Here is a 20,719-nt window from a genome sequence, read left to right as displayed (position 1 = left end):
GGAAGAGAATTGCCGCCGATTCTATCACGATTGCAGCGCGGTATCGCCCCAGTTCGAGACCGCCCAGCGCGGATTGTCTGCGACATTGAGCACGGTTTCACGCGCGACGGTGATGAACCCCCATTCCGCAACGTTGATCAGCGGCAGATCGCCGACGACGAGCTGCTGGAACTTGCGGTAGAGATCGGTGCGCGCCGCAGTGTCGACCGTCTCGGAGGCCTGCTTGATGATCTTGTCGAGCTCCGGATTGACGTAGCCGCCCTGGTTGGAGAAGGGCACACCATCAGGGGTGCCGGACTGGACGAGAATGGTGGTGGAGATCGCCGGATCGCCACGGAAGACCGGCGGACCGACGGCGAGGTCGAAGTCGTGGTCGGTATAGACTGCCTTCTGATGTGCGGCCGCATCGGCATTGACGATCTCGGCATCGATACCGATCACGGCAAGCGCCTGGCGAAGGTAATCGCCGAACTGGCGGGTCTCGTTAAAATAGGGCGCGGGGCGGAGCTTCAGCGTAAAGCGGTTGCCGTCTGCCCCCTGTTTGTATCCTGCTTTATCGAGGATATCGTTCGCCGCTGCGGGGTTGAAATCATAGGCCGCGACATCTGATGTATAGAACTCCGGCGCATTCTTCGGCACCGGACCGGTCGAGGCGGCGGCGTAACCGAGGAAGATCGTGTCGACCACGAATTTCTTGTCGATCGCCTGCGCGATCGCCTGACGGACTCTGAGATCGGCCAGTTCCTTGCGGCGATGATTGATCTCGACGACGAGCTGATAGGTCAAAGCCTCGTAGCCCTTTGAGATCACCTTGATGCCGCCGACCTTCGAAATGCGGTCGAGATCGGCGAGCGGCACCGCGGAGAAGGCGGCAAGCTGGATTTCGTCTGCTTCGAGCGCCGAACCTGCCGCTTCGCGATCGGGCAGCACGCGGAAGACGATCTCGTCGAGTTTCGGCTGGTCCTTGTCCCAATAATTCTCGTTGCGCGTCAGCCGGTAATATTCGCCGGGCTTGTGTTCGGCGAACTTGAACGGACCGGTGCCGATCAGCGTGTTGTTCGCCGGATTGGTGGCGATATCGGTGCCGTCGAAGATGTGCTTGGCGACGACGCTGGTGACGACAGGGAGCGCGTTGCGGATCAGCTGGAACGGCGTCGGCTTGGAGAAGCGGAAGATGGCGGTGTAATCGTCGGGCGTATCGACGGCTTGAAGATTGGCAAAGACCAGGCGGCCGAGATTCTGCAGCGGCTTCCAGACGTTGAGCGCCGAGAAGGCTACATCGACCGAGGTAAACGGCTTGCCATCGTGCCAGGTGACGCCGTCGCGGAGCTTGAAGGTGACGGAGAGGCCATCGGCCGAGCCTTCCCAGGAGGTGGCGAGGCGCGGCGAAAGCCCATCCTTGCCATCGAACGACGCTTCGGCGAGCGGCTCGATCACCTTGCTTGCGACGAAAAATACGCCGTTCGAGGCGACGATGGCAGGATTGAGGTTCTTCGGCTCGGAATCGGCTGCAACGATCAGCCGGCCGCCGGCGGGCGCGGTCTGCGCGAGCGCCTGCCGGGCGAGCGCCGTCGAGGCAAGGAGCAGGGCGGTGCCCTTCATCAGCGTGCGCCGCGAGATAGATGATACGGTCATGACCCCTCCTGATCGGTGAAATTCGAGTGCCCATATTCAGGGCGAAATGCAAATTGTCATAGAGGTTAGATTCGAATGGTCGGGCTGGGCGAGATATTTTTTGTCACCCAGCCATTATTCGCTCAGCCGTTGGCCGCGACACGTGCCGGCTCGCCGAAGAGATTGCGATAGGCCGCGCCCGGATGTGGCGCGACGAGCCGCGGCCCTGCTCCCCCGAGCTTTTCGCGCAGCGTTCCCTTGGCATATTCGGTCTTGTAGACGCCGCGCTTTTGCAGTTCCGGTACCAGCAGATCGACCGCGTCCTCGAAACTTTCGGGCGTCACGGCATAGGCAAGATTGAAGCCGTCGACATCGGTGTCTTCGATCCATTCCTGCATCAGATCGGCGACCGTCTGCGGCGAGCCGACGAAAACCGGGCCGAAACCGCCGACGCCGACCCAGTCGGCCATTTCGCGCACCGTCCATTCCTTGGTGGGATCGATTGTCGTGAAGGTCTCGACGGCCGATTGCACCGCATTGGTATGACGGTGCCGCAGCACCTCGTCCGGCCCGAACTGGCCGAAATCGATGCCGGTCCAGCCGGAGATCAGCGTCAGCGCGCCTTCGAAGGAAGCGTATTTGCGGTATTCGTTGAACTTCCGCTGCGCCTCCGCATCCGTTTCGCCGAGGATCACGGTCTGCAGATTGAAGGCAAGGATTTCGCGCGGGTTGCGGCCGACCCGTTCCGCCGCCTCGCGGACATTGGCGACATAGCGCTTCAGCACAGCTTTCGAAGGGGATGCTACGAAGATGCATTCGGCATGCGCGCCGGCGAAATCCTTGCCGCGGCTGGAGGCGCCGGCCTGGTAGAGCACCGGTGTACGTTGCGGCGAGGGTTCGCTCAAGTGAATGCCGGGCACGTTGAAATGCTTGCCGGAATGGCGGATCGGATGGACTTTTTCCGGATGGGTGAAGATGCCGGTTTCGCGGTCGCGAACGACGGCGCCGTCCTCCCAGCTTCCCTCCCAGAGCTTGTAGCAGACCTCGAGATATTCCTCGGCGAGGTCGTAGCGGTCATCATGCTTCGTCTGCGCCGGCTGGCCGATATTGAGCGCGCCGCTGTTGAGATAGGAGGTGACGATATTCCAGCCGACACGGCCTTTGGTCAGATGGTCGAGCGTCGAGATGCGGCGGGCGAAGGTATAAGGATGCTCGAAGGAGAGCGACGCCGTCAGGCCGAATCCGAGATGTTCGGTCTCATAGGCCATGGTGGGGATGAGCTGCAGCGGATCATTCACCGGCACCTGCGCCGAATGGCGAGGTGCGGCGTCGACATTGCCGTGCAGCACATCGTAGACCCCAAGCACGTCGGCGATAAACAGCCCATCGAACTTGCCGCGCTCCAGCGTCTTTGCCAGATGCACCCAGTAGTCGAGATCCTTGTAGGTCCAGGACTTGTCGCGCGGATGGCGCCAGAGCCCCGGCGACTGGTGTCCGACGCAATTCATGTCGAAGGCGTTCAGCCTGATTTCGCGGGTCATGTCTTTCTTCCTTGGAATTAGGGATTGCTGCGGCCGAGGCCGTAGGTCAGCGCTAAGGCTCCGACGAGCACGGCGCCCTTGACGAAATCCTGGGTGTAATAGGGAGCGTTCAGCATGGTGAGACCGTTCAGCAGCACGCCGACGAAGACAGCGCCGGCAATGGTGCCGAGCACGTTCGGACGGCGCAGATTGAGGACGGCAAAACCGATCAGCGCGGCGGCGACCGAATCCATCAGCAGCGAACCGCCGGAGGAGACATCGCCACGCCCGACGCGGGCGGCGATGACGATGCCGCCCAGTGCCGCCAGCGTGCCAGAAATGACATAGGCGAGCGTCTTCAGTCGAACTGTGGACGCGCCGGCAAGCCGGGTCGCGACTTCGTTGCCGCCTGTCGCAAACAGCAATCGGCCGATGCGGGTACGTTCTGTGAGAATGAAGAGTGCGACGGCGACCACCGCCATCAGCACCACGGAAACGGGCAGGGTGCCGAGGATGCTGTAGCGGCCAATCAGCAGAAAGGCCGGGTCGTAGGCGCCGGTCGCCTTCGAGCCGTCGGGCAGGGTAAGGCCGGCCGAAATCGATCGGCCAGCGGTCGGGATCAGCTGCAGGCCGGAAAGCAGGAACATCATCGCCAGCGTCGCCAAGAGATCAGGCACCTTCAGGCGCACGATGAGGAAGGCGTTGACGAGGCCGATCAGGGCGCCAAAGGCGAGCACCAGCGGCACCGTCGCATAGGCATCAAGATGCCAGACGATCATCGCGTAACTCGCCGCCATCACGCTCGATGCGGCGACCGCGCCGATCGACAGGTCGAAACCGCCGACAGCAAGCGTCATGGTGACGCCGGCGCCGAGAATGGCGACGACGGACACCGCCTGCAGAATGCTCATCAGATTGGCGATATTGATGAAGGCGGGTTGGGCGATGGTGAAGCCGACGACGAGCAGCGCCAGCAGGATGAACACCGCGCCCGCCCGGAGGAAGGCCCCGAGGGCTGCGAGACGACCGCTATCAGCTTGCGGCGATGCCTTCGGCCGGGCGCTTGCCTGTGGAAGAGTGTCGTCATCGATCGTCGTCATGCGGATATTCCCTGGATGGCGGAGGCAAGAGCGGCCCCGTCTGCCGCAGGCCTCAACACGTGGCGGTCGATGACGAGGATGCGGTCGGCCACCTCATAGGCCTCCTCCGGATCGGAGGTCGCGATCAGCGTCGCCCTGTCGGTGCGGGCGCGAATTGCCCGGATGATGTCGTGACGGGCGCCGACGTCGACACCTTGGAAGGGTTCGTCGAGCAGCAGCAGCCGGCTCGGTTCCGCCTCCCAGCGGGCGATCACCACCTTCTGCTGGTTGCCGCCGGACAGCGACCAGACCGAGGCGAGCGGGCCTGCGGCCTTGATGCCGAGACGGGCGATCGCCTGTTCGGCCTCGCGCCGTTCACGGCCGCCGACCAGGAAACCGTGCGGATACCATTTGCCAAGATGCGGCAGGCTGATGGTTGCCGACAATGAATGGCCGGGCCATGCCGGTGGCATCAGCGAGGAACGGTGCCGGTCTTCGGCCGCCATCGCGACGCCTGCGGCGATCGCCTCGGCCGGGCTTTTCGGCCGATAGGGCCGGCCACCGAGGAACATCGTGCCACCGGCAAGCGCCGTCACCCCAAAGATCGCCTGGAGCAACCGGCTCTTGCCGGCGCCGAGCACACCGGTCACCGCCACCACCTCGCCCTCATGCAATGACAGATCGAAGGGTGCGGCTTCAGGGAGCAGGCTGATATCACGCATCTCGAAAATCGCCGGACCGGTCGCAGGCCGCGCATCCGGCCGAGCCGCCTCCAGTCTGCGGCCGATCATCGTCTCGATGGCGCTCGAAAAATCGATCGGCCGCGAGAAGGAGCCGACGACGCGACCGCCGCGCATGACCAGCGCGCGGTCGGCGATGGCTTCGAGATCGGCGGTACGGTGCGAGATATAGAGGATTGCCAGGCCCCGCTTGCGAAGCTTCAGCAGAATATCGAAGAGGCGGCGGCTTTCTTCTCCGGAAAGGCTCGCCGTCGGCTCGTCGAGGATGAGGAGATCTGCACGGTTGGCAAGCGCCCGGGCGATCGCCACCAGTTGCCGGTCGGCGCTGGTGAGTTCGCCGAAATCACGCTCCAGCGGCAGGCTGAAGCCGGCGGCATCGAGCATTGTCTGCGCGGCGCGACGGATGCCGGCGCGCGAGACGAAGAAGGGCGTGCTGCGATCGGCGAACCGGTTGAGCAGCAGCGCATCGGCAACCGTCAGGCCGGCGGCGCCGACCAGGTCTGTCGACTGATGCACCGTCACGACGCCAGCCTTCGCCGCTTCGGCCGGGCTGCGCGGCGCAAAGGGGCGACCGTCGAGACTGACCGTGCCGCCATCGGCCGGAAGCACGCCGGAAAGAATCTTCACCAGCGTCGATTTGCCCGCGCCGTTTGCACCCATCAGCGCCACGATCTCACCGCGCTCCATCGACAGATCAGCACCGGCAAGCGCCCGCGTCGACCCGAAACTGCGGGTGATGTTTTCAATGTGAAGAAGCGGCATCAATAGTGTCCGGGGCTGCATTCGAAGCCGGAGTGTGCCCTGTCCGGGCGGTCGAACTCCAGGCACGCCTTTCCCTCACAAACTGTCCTCGGGAAACAAAGAATCTCCCGCAGCCCGTAAAATCGGATCATTTACTCTACTAAAAACATAGAGATTATATCTAAATAATCCGACGCGTCGCGAGGGCTGTCAGACCTGTCAGACGACGCTTTCGTTTGCTAGAAGGAACGCGACGATGAAATCCCTCGCACGGCTCGCACTGTCTGCCGCCGTCATTCCGTTCATTTTCATTCAAGCCGCCAAAGCCGACGGCCTGTCCGGCGCTCCGGCCCCCTTCGATAAGGGCGGCGTCAAGGTGGCTCTGATCAGCTACATCTCGGCCGGCGATTTCTTCCAGGCCTACCAGGCCGGTGCGGAAGCCCAGGCCAAGGCGCTGGATATCGACCTGCGCGTCTTCCCCGGACGGCAGGACGCCGCCGAGCAGCGCGAGCAGATCCTGCAGGCGATCAATCTCGGCGTCTCCGGCATCGTCATTGACCACGGCCTGCCGGAATCGCTCGGCGACGTCGTGCAGCAGGCGCTCGACAAGGGCATCAAGGTCGTGGCCTTCGACGTCAACCTCAACAACCCCAAGATCCCGCAGGTGGAGCAGAGCGATCACGAGCTCGCCTCTCTGGCGCTCGAACAGGTGGTGAAGGACAACGGCAAAGACTTCAACGCCGGTTATGTCTATGTCGCGGGCTTTGCGCCGCTCGACCGCCGCAACGAGGTCTGGGACAAGTTCAAGTCGGAGAATAAGGGCGTGGTCGAAAAGGCCCGTTTCGGCAATGTCAGCGACACGACGGCGACCTCGACCGCCGACCAGGCGAAGGCCGCGCTCACCGCCAATCCCAATATATCGGTTGTTTTTGCCCCCTATGACGAATTCGCCCGCGGTGTGAAGCTCGCGGCCAACGACCTCGGCATAGCAAAGAAGCTGAAGATCTATTCGGCCGACGTCTCGACGGCCGATATCCAGGAAATTACCGAGGAAGGCAGCCCCTGGGTTGCGACCGTCGCGACCAATCCCGCCGTCGTCGGCGCCGTCTCCATCCGCGCCGCCGCCCTTGAGATCGCCGGCCAGACGGTTCCCCATCAGATTACCGTGAAGCCGACGCTTCTGACGCAGGAGAGCCTGCGCGCGGCCGGTGTTAAGACGATCGAGGAACTGGCTGCGAAGATCCCGGTCTTCAGCACGAGCGACGCGGCGACCGCGAGCTGGATTCCGGACAAGCTTTTCTGAGGAGGTCACCCTCGATCCTTCCGGCGGGAGCGTCAAGCTCCCGCCGGAGCCCCTTTTTGGAGAATTGGAGTTTCGCTCATGAGCCAGTCCAATGTCGTTTTCGCGGCCAGCCGCAACCCAACGCGAGAAGACCTCTTTGCCCGTGCGGAGGATATCTCGGCTGACCTTTCCAGGCGCGCCGCAGACCTCGAACGCGAAGGCCGCCCGCCGCTTGCCGAAATCATCAAGTTGAAAAATGCCGGGCTGCTCAATGCGCTGCATCCCACGCAAATCGGCGGCGGTGGCCTCGATTGGGTCGACGGGCTGAGGCTGGTGCGCATCCTCGCCCGTGGCGAGAGCTCGATCGGCCAGCTGCTCGGCTACCACTATGTCAACAGCCAGTACATCTATTGGGCCCTCGATGCCGCACGCGCCCATGCGCTGGGGAGCGATACGGTCGCCAGGAACCTCTATTGGGGTGCAGCCGTCAATCCGCGCGACCCCGGGCTGGTGCTCACCCGTCGCGGCAACGGTTATGTATTGAACGGACGCAAGTCCTTCTCCACGGCGGCGCGGGTCTCCGACTATATCAATGCCAATGCGACGCTCGACGACAAGATCGCCGGCTTCGCCGTGCCGACCAATCGCCCCGGCTACGTCGCCAATGACGACTGGGACAATATCGGCCAGCGCCTCTCCGACAGCGGCAGCGTCGAGTTCCGCGACTTCCCCGTCTACGAGGAGGATTTCGTCGGCGCGCCGGCCGCACCTGATGTGGCGCCGCCTGTATTGTCGACCTTCAACACGCCGTTCATCCAGCTGGTCTTCGTCAATTTCTATCTCGGTACCGCCGAAGGCGCTCTGCAGGCGGCCGTCGATTACGTCAGAACCACCACCCGGCCGTGGATCACCTCCGGTGTCGAGCGGGCGGCGGATGATCCATATATCCTCGAACGCGTCGGCGAATTCACCGCCGCGCTGAAGGCCTCGGCGGCCCTTGCCGACAGCGCGGCATCAGCCGTGCAGGCGGGCCTTGCCCGCGGCCGCGACGTCACCGCGCGCGAGCGCGGCGAGGCGGCGGCGGAAGCCTATACCGCCAAGGTCCACGCCACCCATGTCTCGCTCGACATTACCTCGCGCGTCTTCGAGCTGACAGGCGCGCGCTCGACGGCCGACAAATACCGCTTCGACCGCTTCTGGCGCAATGTCCGTACCCACACGCTGCACGATCCCGTTTTCTACAAGGCGAAGGAAGTTGGCGAATTCGTGCTGAACGACAGGATACCGGAAGTCAGCCTCTATAGCTGAGGCGGCCGCGCTGTGATCGAAAGTGAAAAACCCCACTGCCGGCACCGGCGGTGGGGTTTTCGTTTAGCAGCAACGAAAATTTCAGAGCGCGCCGTTTTTCGGCGGCGTAACGCCGTTCAGATGGTAGTTGCCGACGACGTGATATTTCCAGCGCACGGGATCGTGCAGCGTGTGGGTGCGGGCATTGCGCCAGTGGCGGTCGAGGTTGAGGCCGGCCTGCACCGATGAGGTTCCGGCAAGCTCGAAAAGCGTGTTCGAGGCCTCGAGCGCCACTTCGGTCGTCAGCACCTTGGCGGCGGCAACCGCAAGCGTCGCCGCAACCACCTTTTCCTCCGTCGTCTCGACCTGCGCGGCATCGACCTTGTGGCCGGCGCGCTCGACAAGAGCCGTTGCGGCTTCCAGCCGGATGGCGATCTGGCCGACCTTGGCGATCGTCAGCGGATCGTCTGAGGCGCGGTCAAGGCCGCTATCCATCCACGGGCGCGATTTCGTCCTGATGAAATCAAGCGTTTCGGCAAAGGCCGCCCGTGCGATACCGAGATCGACGCCGGCATGGATGATCTGACCGACCGAACCGATCGTCGTCGGCCGCTCGAAACCCTTGTGATGGAAGACCACGGAATCGGCGCTGACATAGACATTGTCGAGGATGGTCGTACCGCTGCCGGTGGTGCGCTGGCCAAAACCGTCCCAGTCGTCGACGATCTCGACGCCTTCGGTGCCCTTCGGCACGAAGGCCATGGTCAGCCGATCCTCCGGATCGAGCGCAAAGATGGTGATCCAGTCGGCGAAGAGGACGCCGGTCGAATAGAATTTGCGGCCATTGATCCGGTAACCCGGGCCGTCGCGGGTGATGCGCGTGTTGTAGTGGCCGACCGTCTTCGTGCCGCGCTCGGAAAGGGCATTGCCGAAACGATCGCCGGCCAGCACCCGGCCGAAGAAATAACGCTGCTGCTCCTCGCCACCGTCGGTTCTGAGCGCCTCGAGAATATAGAAATGGTTCTGCGGGATCTGGCCGATCGAACCGTCCGCCTCAGACAGGATCGCGGTGATCTCGGCAAGCACGGCGTTGGAGACGTCGAGCCCTCCATATTGCGCTGGCACGGTGATTGCCAGAAGGCCGGACTGGGCGAGAAGATCCAGTTCGGTAAACGGCAGGATCCGGTCGGCATCGCGCTCGGCTGCGCGTGCGGCAAATTGCACCGCCAGTCTGCGGGCGGTGGCGATCGCCTCATCATCGCTGCCGATACGGTCGGCCACGGGCCGGATCTGATCTGCTTGCCTCAGCACGGTGTTCATCGATGTCTCCAATTCTGACGAGCCTATCGGTGAAAGAAATTAAGCGCCGAGATAAGAGCACAAATTCTATAGATGCGATGGAAAATGAAAAGTGTTTGCTTATCAGGCTTAGACCGCCGCGATTAGTGTTGCGGTCCGGCACTCGTGCGACGCGGTTGCCTGGAAGCGATAAAAATCCTGCCCAGAACTGGCGCTTCCGGTCTCGATTTGACGACGGCGACCTCCTACGTAATCGATGTCAGGTGCGTCACCGCGCCGGTTGCAGAAAGAACGCCCAATGCGGGGCAGGGCGACCGCCTTGCCCGATCCATGAGGAAAATCATGACCCGTTCACGGCAGTTGCGCCTCGGCGCCTTCATGCGTCCTGTCAGCCTGCATACCGGCGCCTGGCGCTATCCCGGTTCTTATCCCGACGCCAATTTCAATTTCGCCCATCTGAAGTCCTTCGCGCAGGCGCTGGAGCGGGCAAAATTCGACGCCTTCTTCATGGCCGATCACCTCGCCGTGCTCAACATGCCGGTCGAGGCGCTCAGGCGCAGCCACACCGTGACCTCCTTCGAGCCCTTCACATTGCTCTCGGCGCTGGCGGCGGTGACGGAGCGCATCGGCCTTGTCGCCACCGCCTCCACCACCTTCGACGAGCCCTATCACATCGCCCGGCGGTTCGCCTCGCTCGACCATATCAGCGGCGGCCGCGCCGGCTGGAACATCGTCACGACCTCGAACCCCGACGCCGCGCTCAATTTCGGCCTCGACGAACATGTGGAGCATGGCGAGCGGTATCATCGCGCCCGGGAATTCTACGATGTCGTCACCGGGCTCTGGGACAGCTTCGCCGACGATGCCTTCATGCGCGACCGGGAAAGCGGTCTGTTCTTCGATCCGGCGAAGATGCATGTGCTGAACCACAAGGGTGACGAACTCAGCGTGCGTGGGCCGCTCAATATCGCCCGGCCGCCGCAGGGTTGGCCCGTCATCGTCCAGGCCGGCCAGTCGGACCCCGGTCGCCAGCTTGCCGCTGAGACCGCCGAGATGGTCTTCTGTTCGCCGCGCGATCTGGCCGCCGGCAAGGCGCTTTATGCCGATATCAAAGGCCGCATGGAAGCCATCGGCCGCAACCGCGACCATCTGAAGATCCTGCCCGCCGCCTTCGTCATCGTCGGCGACAGCATCGAGGAGGCCCGCGCCAAACGCGCCACGCTCGACAGCCTGGTGCATTACGACAGCGCTATCGCCTCGCTTTCGATCGCGCTAGGCCATGACGCTTCGGGCTTCGATCCCGACGCACCGCTACCATCAGATATTCCCGACACCAATGCCAGCAAGACCGGCCGCGCCCAGGTGCTGAAACTTGCCGCGGAAGAAAATCTGACGGTGCGGCAGCTGGCGCAGCGTTATGGCGGCTATGCCGGCCTTGCCTTCGTCGGCACGCCGGCAAGTATCGCCGACGACATGGAGCGCTGGCTGGACGAGGAAGGCTCGGACGGATTCAACGTCGTCTTTCCCTATCTGCCGCAGGGTCTCCTCGACGTCACCGAACGGTTGGTTCCCGAGCTTCAGCGCCGCGGCCTGTTCCGCAGCGAATACGAAGGCACGACACTGCGCGAGCATCTCGGATTGCCGCGGCCGGAGAACCGGTTCTTTGCTGCTGGTGCTTAGGTTTGCAGGCCGGCAAAGCGCCAGGGATCGATGCATTCGATCCCGAGCGGGATGAAATGCGCGACATTGCGCGTAACCAGTTTCAGCTCGTGCTCCAGCGCGGTGGCGGCGATCATCGCATCGGCGGAGGGGCGCTTGTCCGGAGTCGGCAGCAGGCCGGCCCGGCTTGCCGTTGCGGCATCGAAGGGCAGGATGCGTTCGGCGAATTCGGCAAGCACGATCTCATCCATCCAGCGGCGGAGATCCTCGGCGAAACCAGGATCCTTTGCCCGCTCGCGCTGGATGCCGAACTGGATTTCCATAATGGTGATCGCCGAGAGATAGGCATCGGCGACCGAAAACTCCTTCATGAAGTTCTGGAATTCCGCCGCCTGCCGTTCGACCCTTCGCGCAGCAGAGATGACATTCGTGTCGAGCAGAAATGCCATTAGAACTCGACGGTCCTGTTGTCGAAGTTCAGCCGCTCAGGTTCGAACTCTCTTTCATCGGCCCCCGGATCGCGCAGGGCCGCAAAAAGGGTCTTGGGCGCCTTCCAGTTCGCCTGGAATTCGGCATAGCTGACAAGCACGTAGGCTGCCTCACCGTGATCGGTGATCACGAGTGGCTGCTCGCTCGCCTCCTTCTTCGCTTTGCTCGGATTCTGATTGAAGGCGGCACTGGTCATGAAGGACATTTTCATCGAAATCATCCATACTACATTTGTTAAGAAATATACTACATCCGGCTCGATTTACAAGATCGCCGAAATGGACGGCCTCGCTTTCTGCTTTCCGGAAGCAAGCCGATCGCGCTCAGGCCATGACCCCAACCCGAAACGCGTCGCTTTCGCCCGCCATCAGTTCGAGCGGCCAGATAATGTTGCGCCCGTCGCCTGGATAAAACTCTCGATAGACCGGCATGTTGGCGAGAAGCATCCGGCCGAGTTCGACGCCGAGATCGTAGAGCGACATGCGAAAGCAGCTGAGCGAGGGCTGCAGGAACCGTGCGCGCGGAGCGTCGCGGAAGCCGATCACCGCAAGGTCGCGGCCGGGCATGACGCCCGATTCCATCAGGCAGCGATAAAGGCCGATCGCCATCAGCTCGTAGATCAGGATCACCGCCGTCGGCCGTTCTTCGAGGAGCAGCAGCTCGTGAGCCGCCTGATAGCCGCCCTGTTCACTCGACTTGACGCGGATGACGAGCGAGGGGTCGAAGGGAATATCGTGCCGCTCGAGCGCGCGGCGATAGCTTTCGATAAAGAGATAGCCGAGGTTGGCCTCGCTCGACGGCGCAGTGATTGCGATCCGGCGATGTCCCAGCGCGATCAACCGCTCGACGGCATGGTCGGCCACGCCCTCGAAATCGAGATCGATCCAGGGAAAATTGCTGGCCGAAAGGCTGCGGCCGAGCGCGACGAAGGGGATCTTCGCCCGCGACAGAAAGTCGATGCGCCGGTCGACGCGCTGCGTGTCCGAGATGATCATCGCATCGACGATGCGCCGCGCCACCATCCGCTTCAGATATTCGTGCGGGTCCTCGTCGCTCGGGCAGGGCAACATGATGAGGTCGAGCTTGTGGCGGGCAAAGACGCTCTGCAGGCCGCTGGTGACGCCGAGGAAGAAGTTGTCGGCGTTCTCGACCGTTTCCTTGCTGGATTCGATCATCAGCCCGATGACCTTCGTCTCCCCCTGCCTCAGGCTCCGCCCAGACTGGTTGGCGACGTAGCCGAGTTCGTCGGCCGCCGCCAGCACCCGCCGGCGGGTTTCCTCATTGACGTCGGGCTTGCCGTTCAGCGCGCGGGACACCGTGCCGATCGAGATGTCCAGGTATTCGGCAAGCTGGCGAATCCCCTTCATCGACTGCGATTTTCCTTCGGTCTGCAATTTCGCATTCCGCCTCTATTGACACGGTAAAATGTTTCCGCATACAGTCGTAAACGTTTACGGAGTGCGTGTCACGAGGAGTTGGCGCCATTCCCTCGGAGGAAATCGTGAAATTCAGTGCCATTCTGTGCGGGTGCGGAGCTATGTCCAAAGGTTGGTTGCGAGCCATCGCTTCCAACCCTCTGCTGGCCGACTCCATCACCATCGTCGGCCTTGTCGACCTGAACCGGGAGACGGCGGAAAAGCTTGCCGCGGAGTTCGGCATTGATGGCGCCGTCATCGGTTCGGATCTGTCCGACGTCATCACGGCCACGAAGGCCGACCTGGTCTTCGACATCGTCATTCCGGCTGCGCGCTACGACGTCGTTTCGACGGCACTCAAGGCCGGCTGCCATGTGCTCAGCGAAAAGCCGATGGCGGCCTCGCTTGCCGAGGGCGCTGCGCTGGTCAATCTTGCCGCCGAGACCGGCCGCATCCACGCCGTCATCCAGAACCGTCGCTTCATATCAGGCGTCAGGCGTCTGCGTCGCTTCGTCGACAGCGGCGCGATCGGCGAACTCACCGGCATCCATTGCGACTTCTTCCTGGCGCCGCATTTCGGCGGCTTCCGCGAAGAGATGGACAACGTCCTGCTTCTCGACATGGCGATCCACACCTTCGATGCGGCGCGCTACGTTGCCGACAGGAAGCCGCTCGCCGTCTATTGCGTCGAGCGCAATCCAAAGGGTTCGTGGTACCGGCATGGCGCCTCAGCCAATGCCATCTTCGAATTTTCCGACGACATCGTCTTCACCTACCGCGGCTCCTGGTGCGCCGAGGGCGAGCGTACCAGCTGGGAAAGCCAGTGGCGCCTCGTCGGCTCGAAGGGAATGCTCACCTGGGATGGCGAAGAGAGTTTCAAGGCGACCATCGCCGGCGAAGAGCCCGGCCTTCTACGCGGCTTCGCTGCCGTAAACGTTCCCGGTCCGGAACATGACGAGGAAACCCATGGTCACGCCAGCGTCATCGCCGACTTCATCGCGGCGATCGGCACCGGCACACAGCCCGAGACGGTCAATTCCGACAATATCAGAAGCCTTGCCATGGTCTTCGGCGCAATCGAAAGCGCCAAGACGGGCAGGCGTGTCGAAATTTCAGCATAGGATGAAGTGACGTGAGCAACCCAGCAAAATCCATTCGTATCGGTACCATGGTCAGCGGCAACAAGGGCGATGCCGCAACCCGCATCGGCGAGATCGCCGGCATGGGCTTCGAAAGCTTCGAACCCTTCTTCTGGCAGACGACCAAAGGCCAGGATCTTGCCGAACTCGGCAAGCGCTGCCTCGATGCGATCGGCGACCGCGACATCACCATCTCGACGCTCGGCATGTTCGGCAATCCGCTGGAAGAGACCGCAATCGACCTCGAGACGTTGCAGGGCTGGAAGCACTGCATCGACAATGCCCATCACTTCGGCGCCACCTGCGTTGCCGGCTTCACCGGGCGCATCCGCGGCAAGCCACTGACAGACAGCCTGCCTCGCTACAGGCAGATCTGGAGCGAACTCGCCAAGCGGGCGGCCGACAAGGGCGTCAAGATTGCCTTCGAGAATTGCGCCATGGACGGCAACTGGGCAAGCGGCGACTGGAACATCGCCCACAATCCCGATGCCTGGGAGCTGATCTTCAACGAGACGCCGGATGACAATATCGGGCTGGAATGGGAACCGTGCCATCAGATGGTCTATCTGATCGACCCTTTGCCGCAGATCCGCAAATGGGCGCACAAGTTCTTCCACGTCCACGGCAAGGACGCGACCATTCGCTGGGAGGTCATCAAGGAACACGGCATCTTCGGCAAGGAGAAGTTCGTCTTCATGCGCACGCCGGGCTTCGGCGACAGCAATTGGACCGACATCATTTCCGAGCTGCGCCTTGCCGGCTGGTCCGGCTCGATCGACATCGAAGGCTGGCACGACCCCGTCTATCGCGACGCGCTTGAAATGACCGGCCAGGTCTATGCGCTGAACCACCTCAAGCATGCCCGGGGCGGCGAATTCGTCGTCGATCCCATCTGATGATATCGTTTTCGGCAAGGAGGAATTGCCGGAAACGGGGATAACCACAAAGGAGGAGAACCATGGCTATCCGCAAATATGCAATTCTGGGCGCTCTCGCGCTTGCAGGCGTCTCGCTGTTTGGTCTTTCGGCCAAGGCCGAGGACGTCACGCTGACGCTCTGGTCGCTGGACAAAGACACCCAGCCGGCGCCGAACCTCGTCAAGGAGTTCAACGCCCAGAACAATGGCATCAAGATCGAATACCGGCTGATCCAGTTCGACGACGTCGTCACCGAGGCCATGCGCGCTTATGCGACCGGCCAGGCGCCCGATATCATCGCCGTCGACAATCCGGAGCATGCGCTGTTCTCGTCGCGCGGCGCCTTCCTCGATCTCACCGACATGATCGCCAAGTCGACCGTCATCAAACCGGAGAATTATTTCCCCGGCCCGCTGAAATCAGTCGAGTGGGACGGCAAGTATTTTGGCGTGCCGAAGGCGACCAATACGATCGCGCTTTACTATAACAAGGACATGTTCAAGGCCAAGGGTCTCGACCCGAGCAAGCCGCCGCAGACCTGGGACGAACTGGTCGAGGATGCGCGCAAGCTGACCGACCCCGCCAAGAACGTCTACGGTCTCGCCTTCTCGGCCAAGGCCAACGAGGAGGGCACCTTCCAGTTCCTTCCTTGGGCACAGATGGGCGGCGGCAGTTATGAGCACATCAATGCTGATGGTGCGGTGAAGGCGCTCGGAATCTGGAAGACGATCATGGACGAGAAGCTTGCTTCTCCCGACACCTTAACGCGCGGCCAGTGGGATTCGACCGGCACCTTCAACTCAGGCAATGCGGCAATGGCGATCTCGGGTCCGTGGGAGCTCGACCGCATGACGCAGGAAGCGAAGTTCGACTGGGGCGTCACTCTGCTCCCGGTTCCCAAGGAAGGGGCTGAACGCTCCTCGGCCATGGGCGACTTCAACTGGGCGATCTTCGCCACCAGCAAACATCCGGCCGAAGCCTTCAAGGCGCTCGAATATTTCGCCTCGCAGGACGACAAGATGTTCAAGAACTTCGGCCAGCTTCCGGCCCGTTCCGACATCTCGATCCCTGAGACCGGCCAGCCGCTGAAGGATGCAGCCCTCAAGGTCTTCCTCGAACAGCTGAAATACGCCAAGCCGCGCGGCCCGCATCCGCAATGGCCGAAGATCTCCAAGGCGATCCAGGACGCGATCCAGGCAGCGCTGACCGGCCAGATGAGCCCGAAAGACGCGCTCGACCAGGCAGCCGACAAGATCAAGGCAGTACTAGGCTGATCATTGGCTGCGAGAGAGCCGCTTGCTCCCTCTTCTCCCCAGCGGGGAGAAGAGGAACCGGAAGCAACGCGTCTTTTAACCGGATGAACCTCGGTTCATCTCATCATTTCCTCCCGGCAGGGGCCGTCTTCCGCATCATGCGCCAGGCGGCCCCGTTCGGAGTATCGGAGGACCCATGAAGAGGATCCTGATGAGCGTCAGGGACGGCCGCGGTTTCGATATCGTGCTGGTCGCTTTCCCGCTCGGCTTTCTGTTCCTGATGGCGGGGCTGCCGCTGATCTACAATGTCGTGATGAGCTTCCAGGAGGTCGACATGTTCAGCCTCGGGACCTTCTCGCGCCCCTTCGTCGGCTTCAAGAATTATACCGACCTCTTCGCGCAGCCGGAAACGCTGCCGATCCTCTACAACACCGTCATCTTCGTCGTCGGCTCCATCGCCGGCCAGTTCCTGATCGGCTTCGGACTGGCGCTGTTCTTCTGGGTCAATTTTCCCGGCGCCTCATGGATGCGCGGCCTGTTCCTCGTCTCCTGGGTGATGCCCGGCCTCGTCGTCGGCGCCATCTGGAACTGGATTCTGTCGGGCGATTTCGGCGTGCTGAATTTCATTCTGAAGGAAAGCGGCATCATCTCGGGCAACATCTTCTGGCGCTCGGACCCGCATTACTCGCTCTATGCCGTCATCATCGCCAATGTCTGGCTCGGCACCTCGTTCAACATGATCCTGCTTTCCGTCGGCCTTGCCGGCATTCCCGCCGATCTCTACGAAGCGGCCGAACTCGACGGCGCCAATGTCTGGCAGCGCTTCTGGACGATCACGCTGCCGATGATGCGTTCGACCATCGGCGCCATCATCGCGCTTGGCCTGATCTTCACCTTGCAGCAGTTCGATCTTTTCGCCGCGATCACGTCGGGCGGGCCGAATAATTCATCGAATGTCACGCAATATTGGGCATGGGATCTCTCCTTCCGCCAATACGACTTCGCCAAGGGCGCGACGATCTCCGTCATCATGATCGTCTTCGTCATGTTCGCGTCCGTCGTCTATGTCCGGTCCACACGCCACGAGGTGCGCGGATGATGACGACGAACCGCGACCGCCTGATGCTCGCCATATCGGTCGTCATGGCGGCGATCTATCTGTTCCCGCTCTACTGGATGTACATCACCGCGCTGAAAAGCGGCTCGGAGATGTTCGCGACGCCGCCGAGCTTCTGGCCGGCTGCACCCCAATGGGGCACCTATGCCTATGTCTGGGAAAGCCGCGACATGGGCCGCTACCTCTGGAACTCGCTGGTCATCGCTCTCGGCTCGATGGCGCTCATCACCCTGCTCGGCGTCGGCTGTGCCTATGTGCTCGCCAGATACCGCAATGTCTGGGTGGATATTGGCCTGTTCCTGATCCTGATGCTGCAGGTCCTTCCGGCATCGCTGATGATCACGCCGATCTTCGTCGGCTTCTCGCAACTCGGCCTACTTTCAACTCCGCGCCTTGCCGTCATCATCGCGGTCGCGGCAAAGAGCATGCCCTTCTTCGTCATCTTGGTGCGCGCCACCTTCATGAGCGTTCCCCAGGAACTGGAGGAGGCGGCCCTCGTCGACGGCAATTCGCGCGTCGGCGCCTTCTTCAACATCGTGCTGCCGCTTGCCCGCAACGGCATCCTGGTCAGCGCCATCCTGATCTTCATGCAGGCCTTCGGCGAATTCGTCTATTCGAAGTCGATGATCCAGGCGGTCGACCTTCAGCCGGCAAGCGTCGGTCTCAATTCCTTCATGGGACCGAACACCAACGAGTGGAACAACATCATGGCCTACGCCACGATGTATGTGACGCCGATCCTTGCCATCTTCGTTCTCTTGCAGCGCCGCATCGTATCCGGCCTCACCTCTGGAGCCCTCAAATGACCACACAGATCGAGCTCAGAGGCGTCAACAAATATTACGGCGCCTTCCACGCCCTGAAGAACATCGACCTTTCGATCGCCAAGGGCACTTTCGTCGCGCTCGTCGGCCCCTCGGGCTGCGGCAAGTCCACGCTGCTGCGCTCACTTGCCGGCCTCGAAAGCATTTCGTCGGGCGATCTCAGGATCGCCGGCGAGCTGATGAACGGCGTGCCGCCGCGCAAGCGCGACGTCGCCATGGTGTTCCAGTCCTATGCCCTCTATCCGCACATGACGGTGGAAGAGAACCTCACCTACAGTCTTCGCATCCGCGGCATCGCCAAGGCGGAGGCCAAGAAAGCCGCCGAGGACGTAGCGGCGACGACGGGTCTCTCGCATCTCCTGAAGCGCTATCCGCGCGAGCTCTCCGGCGGCCAACGCCAGCGTGTCGCCATGAGCCGCGCCATCATCCGCCATCCGAAGGCCTTCCTGTTCGACGAGCCACTGTCCAATCTCGATGCTGCGCTTCGCGTCCACATGCGTAAGGAAATCCGGTCGCTGCACGACCGGCTGCACGCAACTTTCGTCTACGTGACACACGACCAGGTCGAAGCGATGACGATGGCCGACCATGTGGTGGTGATGCGCGACGGCATCATCGAACAGCAGGGCGCGCCGCTCGACCTCTACGACCGGCCGGCCAACCGGTTTGTTGCCGGTTTCATTGGCTCACCGGCCATGAATTTCATTCCCGCGATTGCCGCCGAAGATGGCAAGAGCCTGGTCCTGGATTTCGGCGCGGTGAAGCAGACGCTTGCGATATCACGCGCCATCGAGCCTGGACGTAAGCTCATCGCCGGCATCCGGCCGGAGCATATCGGCGTCGTCGAGCCCGGACATGGCAGTTTCGATGTGCCGATCGCCTTCGTCGAATCGACCGGCTCCTCGACCTTCATCGTCGCGGAGACCCAACCGGAACTGACGATCGTCGAGACGCGCCGCGACAGGGTCAAGGCAGGAGATATGATCGGACTTTCGGTCGATCCGGACCAGATCCATCTCTTCGACGCGTCGACGGATCACGTCATATAAAGGCAGCAGCCTGTCGGCTTGGAATTGTCATAAAATCGAACCGGGTGACGCCGTCGAGCCAGATCTCGAAAGCACGACCGGCGACTGGCTGCGCGACAAGCTCGACCCGACGATCGCCTGAGGGCCCGTCCGGTCGAGCTTTGATCGAATCGCAAGAAAAACAAATCCCGCACGATCAACGCCGTTGACAACGGCGAGCAATCGATATTGTCTTGTAAAGCGCTTTACTAAACCGCTTTACAATAGGTCCAGCCAATGGCCAAGGGAACGACACCAAGCTTGAAGGATGTTGCGGCCGCCGCTGGCGTGTCGGTCACCACCGTGTCGCGTTTCGTCAACGGCAGTCTCGATCTTCCCTTTCAGACCAAGAAGCGCATCGAGGATGCGATCAAGACGCTGAACTACCGGCCGAACCCGCATGCGCGTCGGTTAAGCAGGGGGCGTTCGGATACGATCGGTCTCGTCGTGCCCGATATCGCCAATCCCTTCTTCGCGACCCTCGTCGCCGCCGTGGAGCAGGCGGCCGATGAAAAAAAGCTCGCGGTCTCCTTGCACGCCACCCTCAACCGGCCGGGGCGCGAGATCGAATATCTGCAGTTGATCGAACGCAATCACGTCGACGGCCTGATCTTCGTCACCAACCACCCCGACGATGGCGCGCTTGCCGCGCTGATCAACGGCAGCGGCAAGGTCATCATCGTCGACGAGGACATTCCTGATTCGAAAGCGCCGAAGCTGTTCTGCGACAACGAGCAGGGTGGTTATCTCGCCGGCCGGCATCTGGCCGAGCAAGGCCATCGCCATGTGCTCTTCATCGGCGGTGACGAGCGCATGATCAGCGCCCGCAGGCGCTATGACGGCCTGCTGAAGGCGCTCAGCGAACGGCATGGCGACGAGGCCCGGGCCGACCGCTATGCCGGCGAATATACGATCGAATACGGCCGTGCGGCTGCGCTCGACTATCTCTCCGGAGACCGAAAGGCGACCGCAATCTTCGCCAGCTCCGACGAGATCGCCATCGGGCTGGTCGAGGTCTTCAGAAGCCAAGGCGTGTCGATCCCCGATGACATCTCGGTCATCGGCTTCGACGATGTCGGTCCGCTTCATCTTTTTGCACCGCCGCTGACGGCCATCCGCCAGCCGGTGCGCCAGATCGGCCGGCGGTCGCTGGAGTTGCTTCTGGAAACCAATTGGCACGAGTGGAAACCATCCGCTTCGGAAGAGCTCGTGCCGGTCGAAATCGTGGTGCGGAACTCCGTTGCGCCGCCTGCGAAATAACAATCAGCAACGTCAAA

Annotated in this window: 18 protein-coding genes; 10 read left to right on the top strand and 8 right to left on the bottom strand. The window is 62.0% G+C overall.

Annotated elements, in window-relative coordinates:
- Positions 1-24: 24 nt before the first annotated feature.
- The 4 genes from BS629_RS02000 to BS629_RS01985 all read right to left on the bottom strand — a co-directional run bounded on the left by BS629_RS02000 (position 25) and on the right by BS629_RS01985 (position 5,715).
- Positions 25-1,635, bottom strand: a complete 1,611-nt coding sequence (locus tag BS629_RS02000; protein WP_018246992.1) for an ABC transporter substrate-binding protein — start codon at positions 1,633-1,635, stop codon at positions 25-27.
- 122 nt (positions 1,636-1,757) lie between these two features.
- The gene (locus BS629_RS01995; RefSeq protein ID WP_077987928.1) at positions 1,758-3,155 is read right to left on the bottom strand and encodes an LLM class flavin-dependent oxidoreductase; all 1,398 of its coding nucleotides are present in this window, start codon (positions 3,153-3,155) and stop codon (positions 1,758-1,760) included.
- 17 nt (positions 3,156-3,172) lie between these two features.
- Positions 3,173-4,234, bottom strand: a complete 1,062-nt coding sequence (locus tag BS629_RS01990; protein WP_018246990.1) for an ABC transporter permease — start codon at positions 4,232-4,234, stop codon at positions 3,173-3,175.
- Positions 4,231-5,715 carry a sugar ABC transporter ATP-binding protein gene (locus BS629_RS01985; RefSeq protein ID WP_018246989.1) on the bottom strand — a complete coding sequence of 495 codons (1,485 nt, stop codon included), beginning with the start codon at positions 5,713-5,715 and terminating at the stop codon, positions 4,231-4,233. Before BS629_RS01985 ends, BS629_RS01990 begins: the two co-directional genes overlap by 4 nt.
- 235 nt (positions 5,716-5,950) lie before the next feature.
- Here BS629_RS01985 and BS629_RS01980 point away from each other — a divergent pair, with 235 nt between their 5' ends.
- Complete coding sequence (locus BS629_RS01980) at positions 5,951-6,997, top strand: substrate-binding domain-containing protein (RefSeq protein ID WP_018246988.1); 1,047 nt, start codon at positions 5,951-5,953, stop codon at positions 6,995-6,997.
- 78 nt (positions 6,998-7,075) lie between these two features.
- Positions 7,076-8,284 (top strand): acyl-CoA dehydrogenase family protein, encoded by a 1,209-nt coding sequence (locus BS629_RS01975; RefSeq protein WP_018246987.1) that lies wholly within the window; start codon positions 7,076-7,078, stop codon positions 8,282-8,284.
- Positions 8,285-8,365: 81 nt separating this feature from the next.
- Here the strand turns inward: BS629_RS01975 and BS629_RS01970 are convergent, their stop codons facing one another.
- The gene (locus BS629_RS01970; RefSeq protein ID WP_026188817.1) at positions 8,366-9,583 is read right to left on the bottom strand and encodes an SfnB family sulfur acquisition oxidoreductase; all 1,218 of its coding nucleotides are present in this window, start codon (positions 9,581-9,583) and stop codon (positions 8,366-8,368) included.
- Positions 9,584-9,904: 321 nt separating this feature from the next.
- Between BS629_RS01970 and BS629_RS01965 the strand changes: the two genes are divergently transcribed.
- Positions 9,905-11,242 carry an LLM class flavin-dependent oxidoreductase gene (locus BS629_RS01965; protein WP_018246985.1) on the top strand — a complete coding sequence of 446 codons (1,338 nt, stop codon included), beginning with the start codon at positions 9,905-9,907 and terminating at the stop codon, positions 11,240-11,242.
- Here the strand turns inward: BS629_RS01965 and BS629_RS01960 are convergent.
- The 3 genes from BS629_RS01960 to BS629_RS01950 all read right to left on the bottom strand — a co-directional run bounded on the left by BS629_RS01960 (position 11,239) and on the right by BS629_RS01950 (position 13,077).
- On the bottom strand, positions 11,239-11,670 hold the full coding sequence (locus tag BS629_RS01960; RefSeq protein ID WP_018246984.1) for a type II toxin-antitoxin system VapC family toxin: 432 nt from the start codon (positions 11,668-11,670) through the stop codon (positions 11,239-11,241). The two genes, BS629_RS01965 and BS629_RS01960, sit on opposite strands and share 4 nt — an antisense overlap.
- Positions 11,670-11,930, bottom strand: a complete 261-nt coding sequence (locus tag BS629_RS01955) for a type II toxin-antitoxin system Phd/YefM family antitoxin (protein ID WP_018246983.1) — start codon at positions 11,928-11,930, stop codon at positions 11,670-11,672. Before BS629_RS01955 ends, BS629_RS01960 begins: the two co-directional genes overlap by 1 nt.
- Before the next feature lie 103 nt (positions 11,931-12,033).
- On the bottom strand, positions 12,034-13,077 hold the full coding sequence (locus tag BS629_RS01950; protein WP_018246982.1) for a substrate-binding domain-containing protein: 1,044 nt from the start codon (positions 13,075-13,077) through the stop codon (positions 12,034-12,036).
- 134 nt (positions 13,078-13,211) lie between these two features.
- Between BS629_RS01950 and BS629_RS01945 the strand changes: the two genes are divergently transcribed.
- The 7 genes from BS629_RS01945 (at position 13,212) to BS629_RS01915 (ending at position 20,702) form a co-directional block, all read left to right on the top strand.
- Positions 13,212-14,246 carry a Gfo/Idh/MocA family protein gene (locus BS629_RS01945; protein WP_018246981.1) on the top strand — a complete coding sequence of 345 codons (1,035 nt, stop codon included), beginning with the start codon at positions 13,212-13,214 and terminating at the stop codon, positions 14,244-14,246.
- Positions 14,247-14,257: 11 nt separating this feature from the next.
- Positions 14,258-15,160 carry a sugar phosphate isomerase/epimerase family protein gene (locus BS629_RS01940; protein WP_018246980.1) on the top strand — a complete coding sequence of 301 codons (903 nt, stop codon included), beginning with the start codon at positions 14,258-14,260 and terminating at the stop codon, positions 15,158-15,160.
- Between the two features lie 62 nt (positions 15,161-15,222).
- A complete protein-coding gene (locus BS629_RS01935; protein ID WP_018246979.1) occupies positions 15,223-16,455 on the top strand; it encodes an ABC transporter substrate-binding protein in 1,233 nt (410 codons plus the stop codon).
- A 175-nt stretch (positions 16,456-16,630) separates the two neighbouring features.
- Complete coding sequence (locus tag BS629_RS01930) at positions 16,631-17,533, top strand: carbohydrate ABC transporter permease (protein ID WP_003552007.1); 903 nt, start codon at positions 16,631-16,633, stop codon at positions 17,531-17,533.
- Complete coding sequence (locus BS629_RS01925) at positions 17,530-18,357, top strand: carbohydrate ABC transporter permease (protein WP_018246978.1); 828 nt, start codon at positions 17,530-17,532, stop codon at positions 18,355-18,357. Before BS629_RS01930 ends, BS629_RS01925 begins: the two co-directional genes overlap by 4 nt.
- Entirely contained in the window at positions 18,354-19,424 is a 1,071-nt protein-coding gene (locus BS629_RS01920) for an ABC transporter ATP-binding protein (protein WP_018246977.1), read from the top strand. The genes BS629_RS01925 and BS629_RS01920 overlap by 4 nt, the downstream gene beginning before the upstream one ends.
- Positions 19,425-19,679: 255 nt before the next feature.
- On the top strand, positions 19,680-20,702 hold the full coding sequence (locus BS629_RS01915) for a LacI family DNA-binding transcriptional regulator (protein ID WP_018246976.1): 1,023 nt from the start codon (positions 19,680-19,682) through the stop codon (positions 20,700-20,702).
- Positions 20,703-20,719 lie beyond the last annotated feature (17 nt).

Origin of the sequence: Rhizobium leguminosarum bv. viciae USDA 2370 (assembly GCF_002008365.1) — a bacterium.
Taxonomy (GTDB): domain Bacteria; phylum Pseudomonadota; class Alphaproteobacteria; order Rhizobiales; family Rhizobiaceae; genus Rhizobium; species Rhizobium leguminosarum.
The sequence above is the reverse complement of the archived record's forward strand: the minus strand, read 5'-3'. Positions and strand labels throughout refer to the sequence as shown.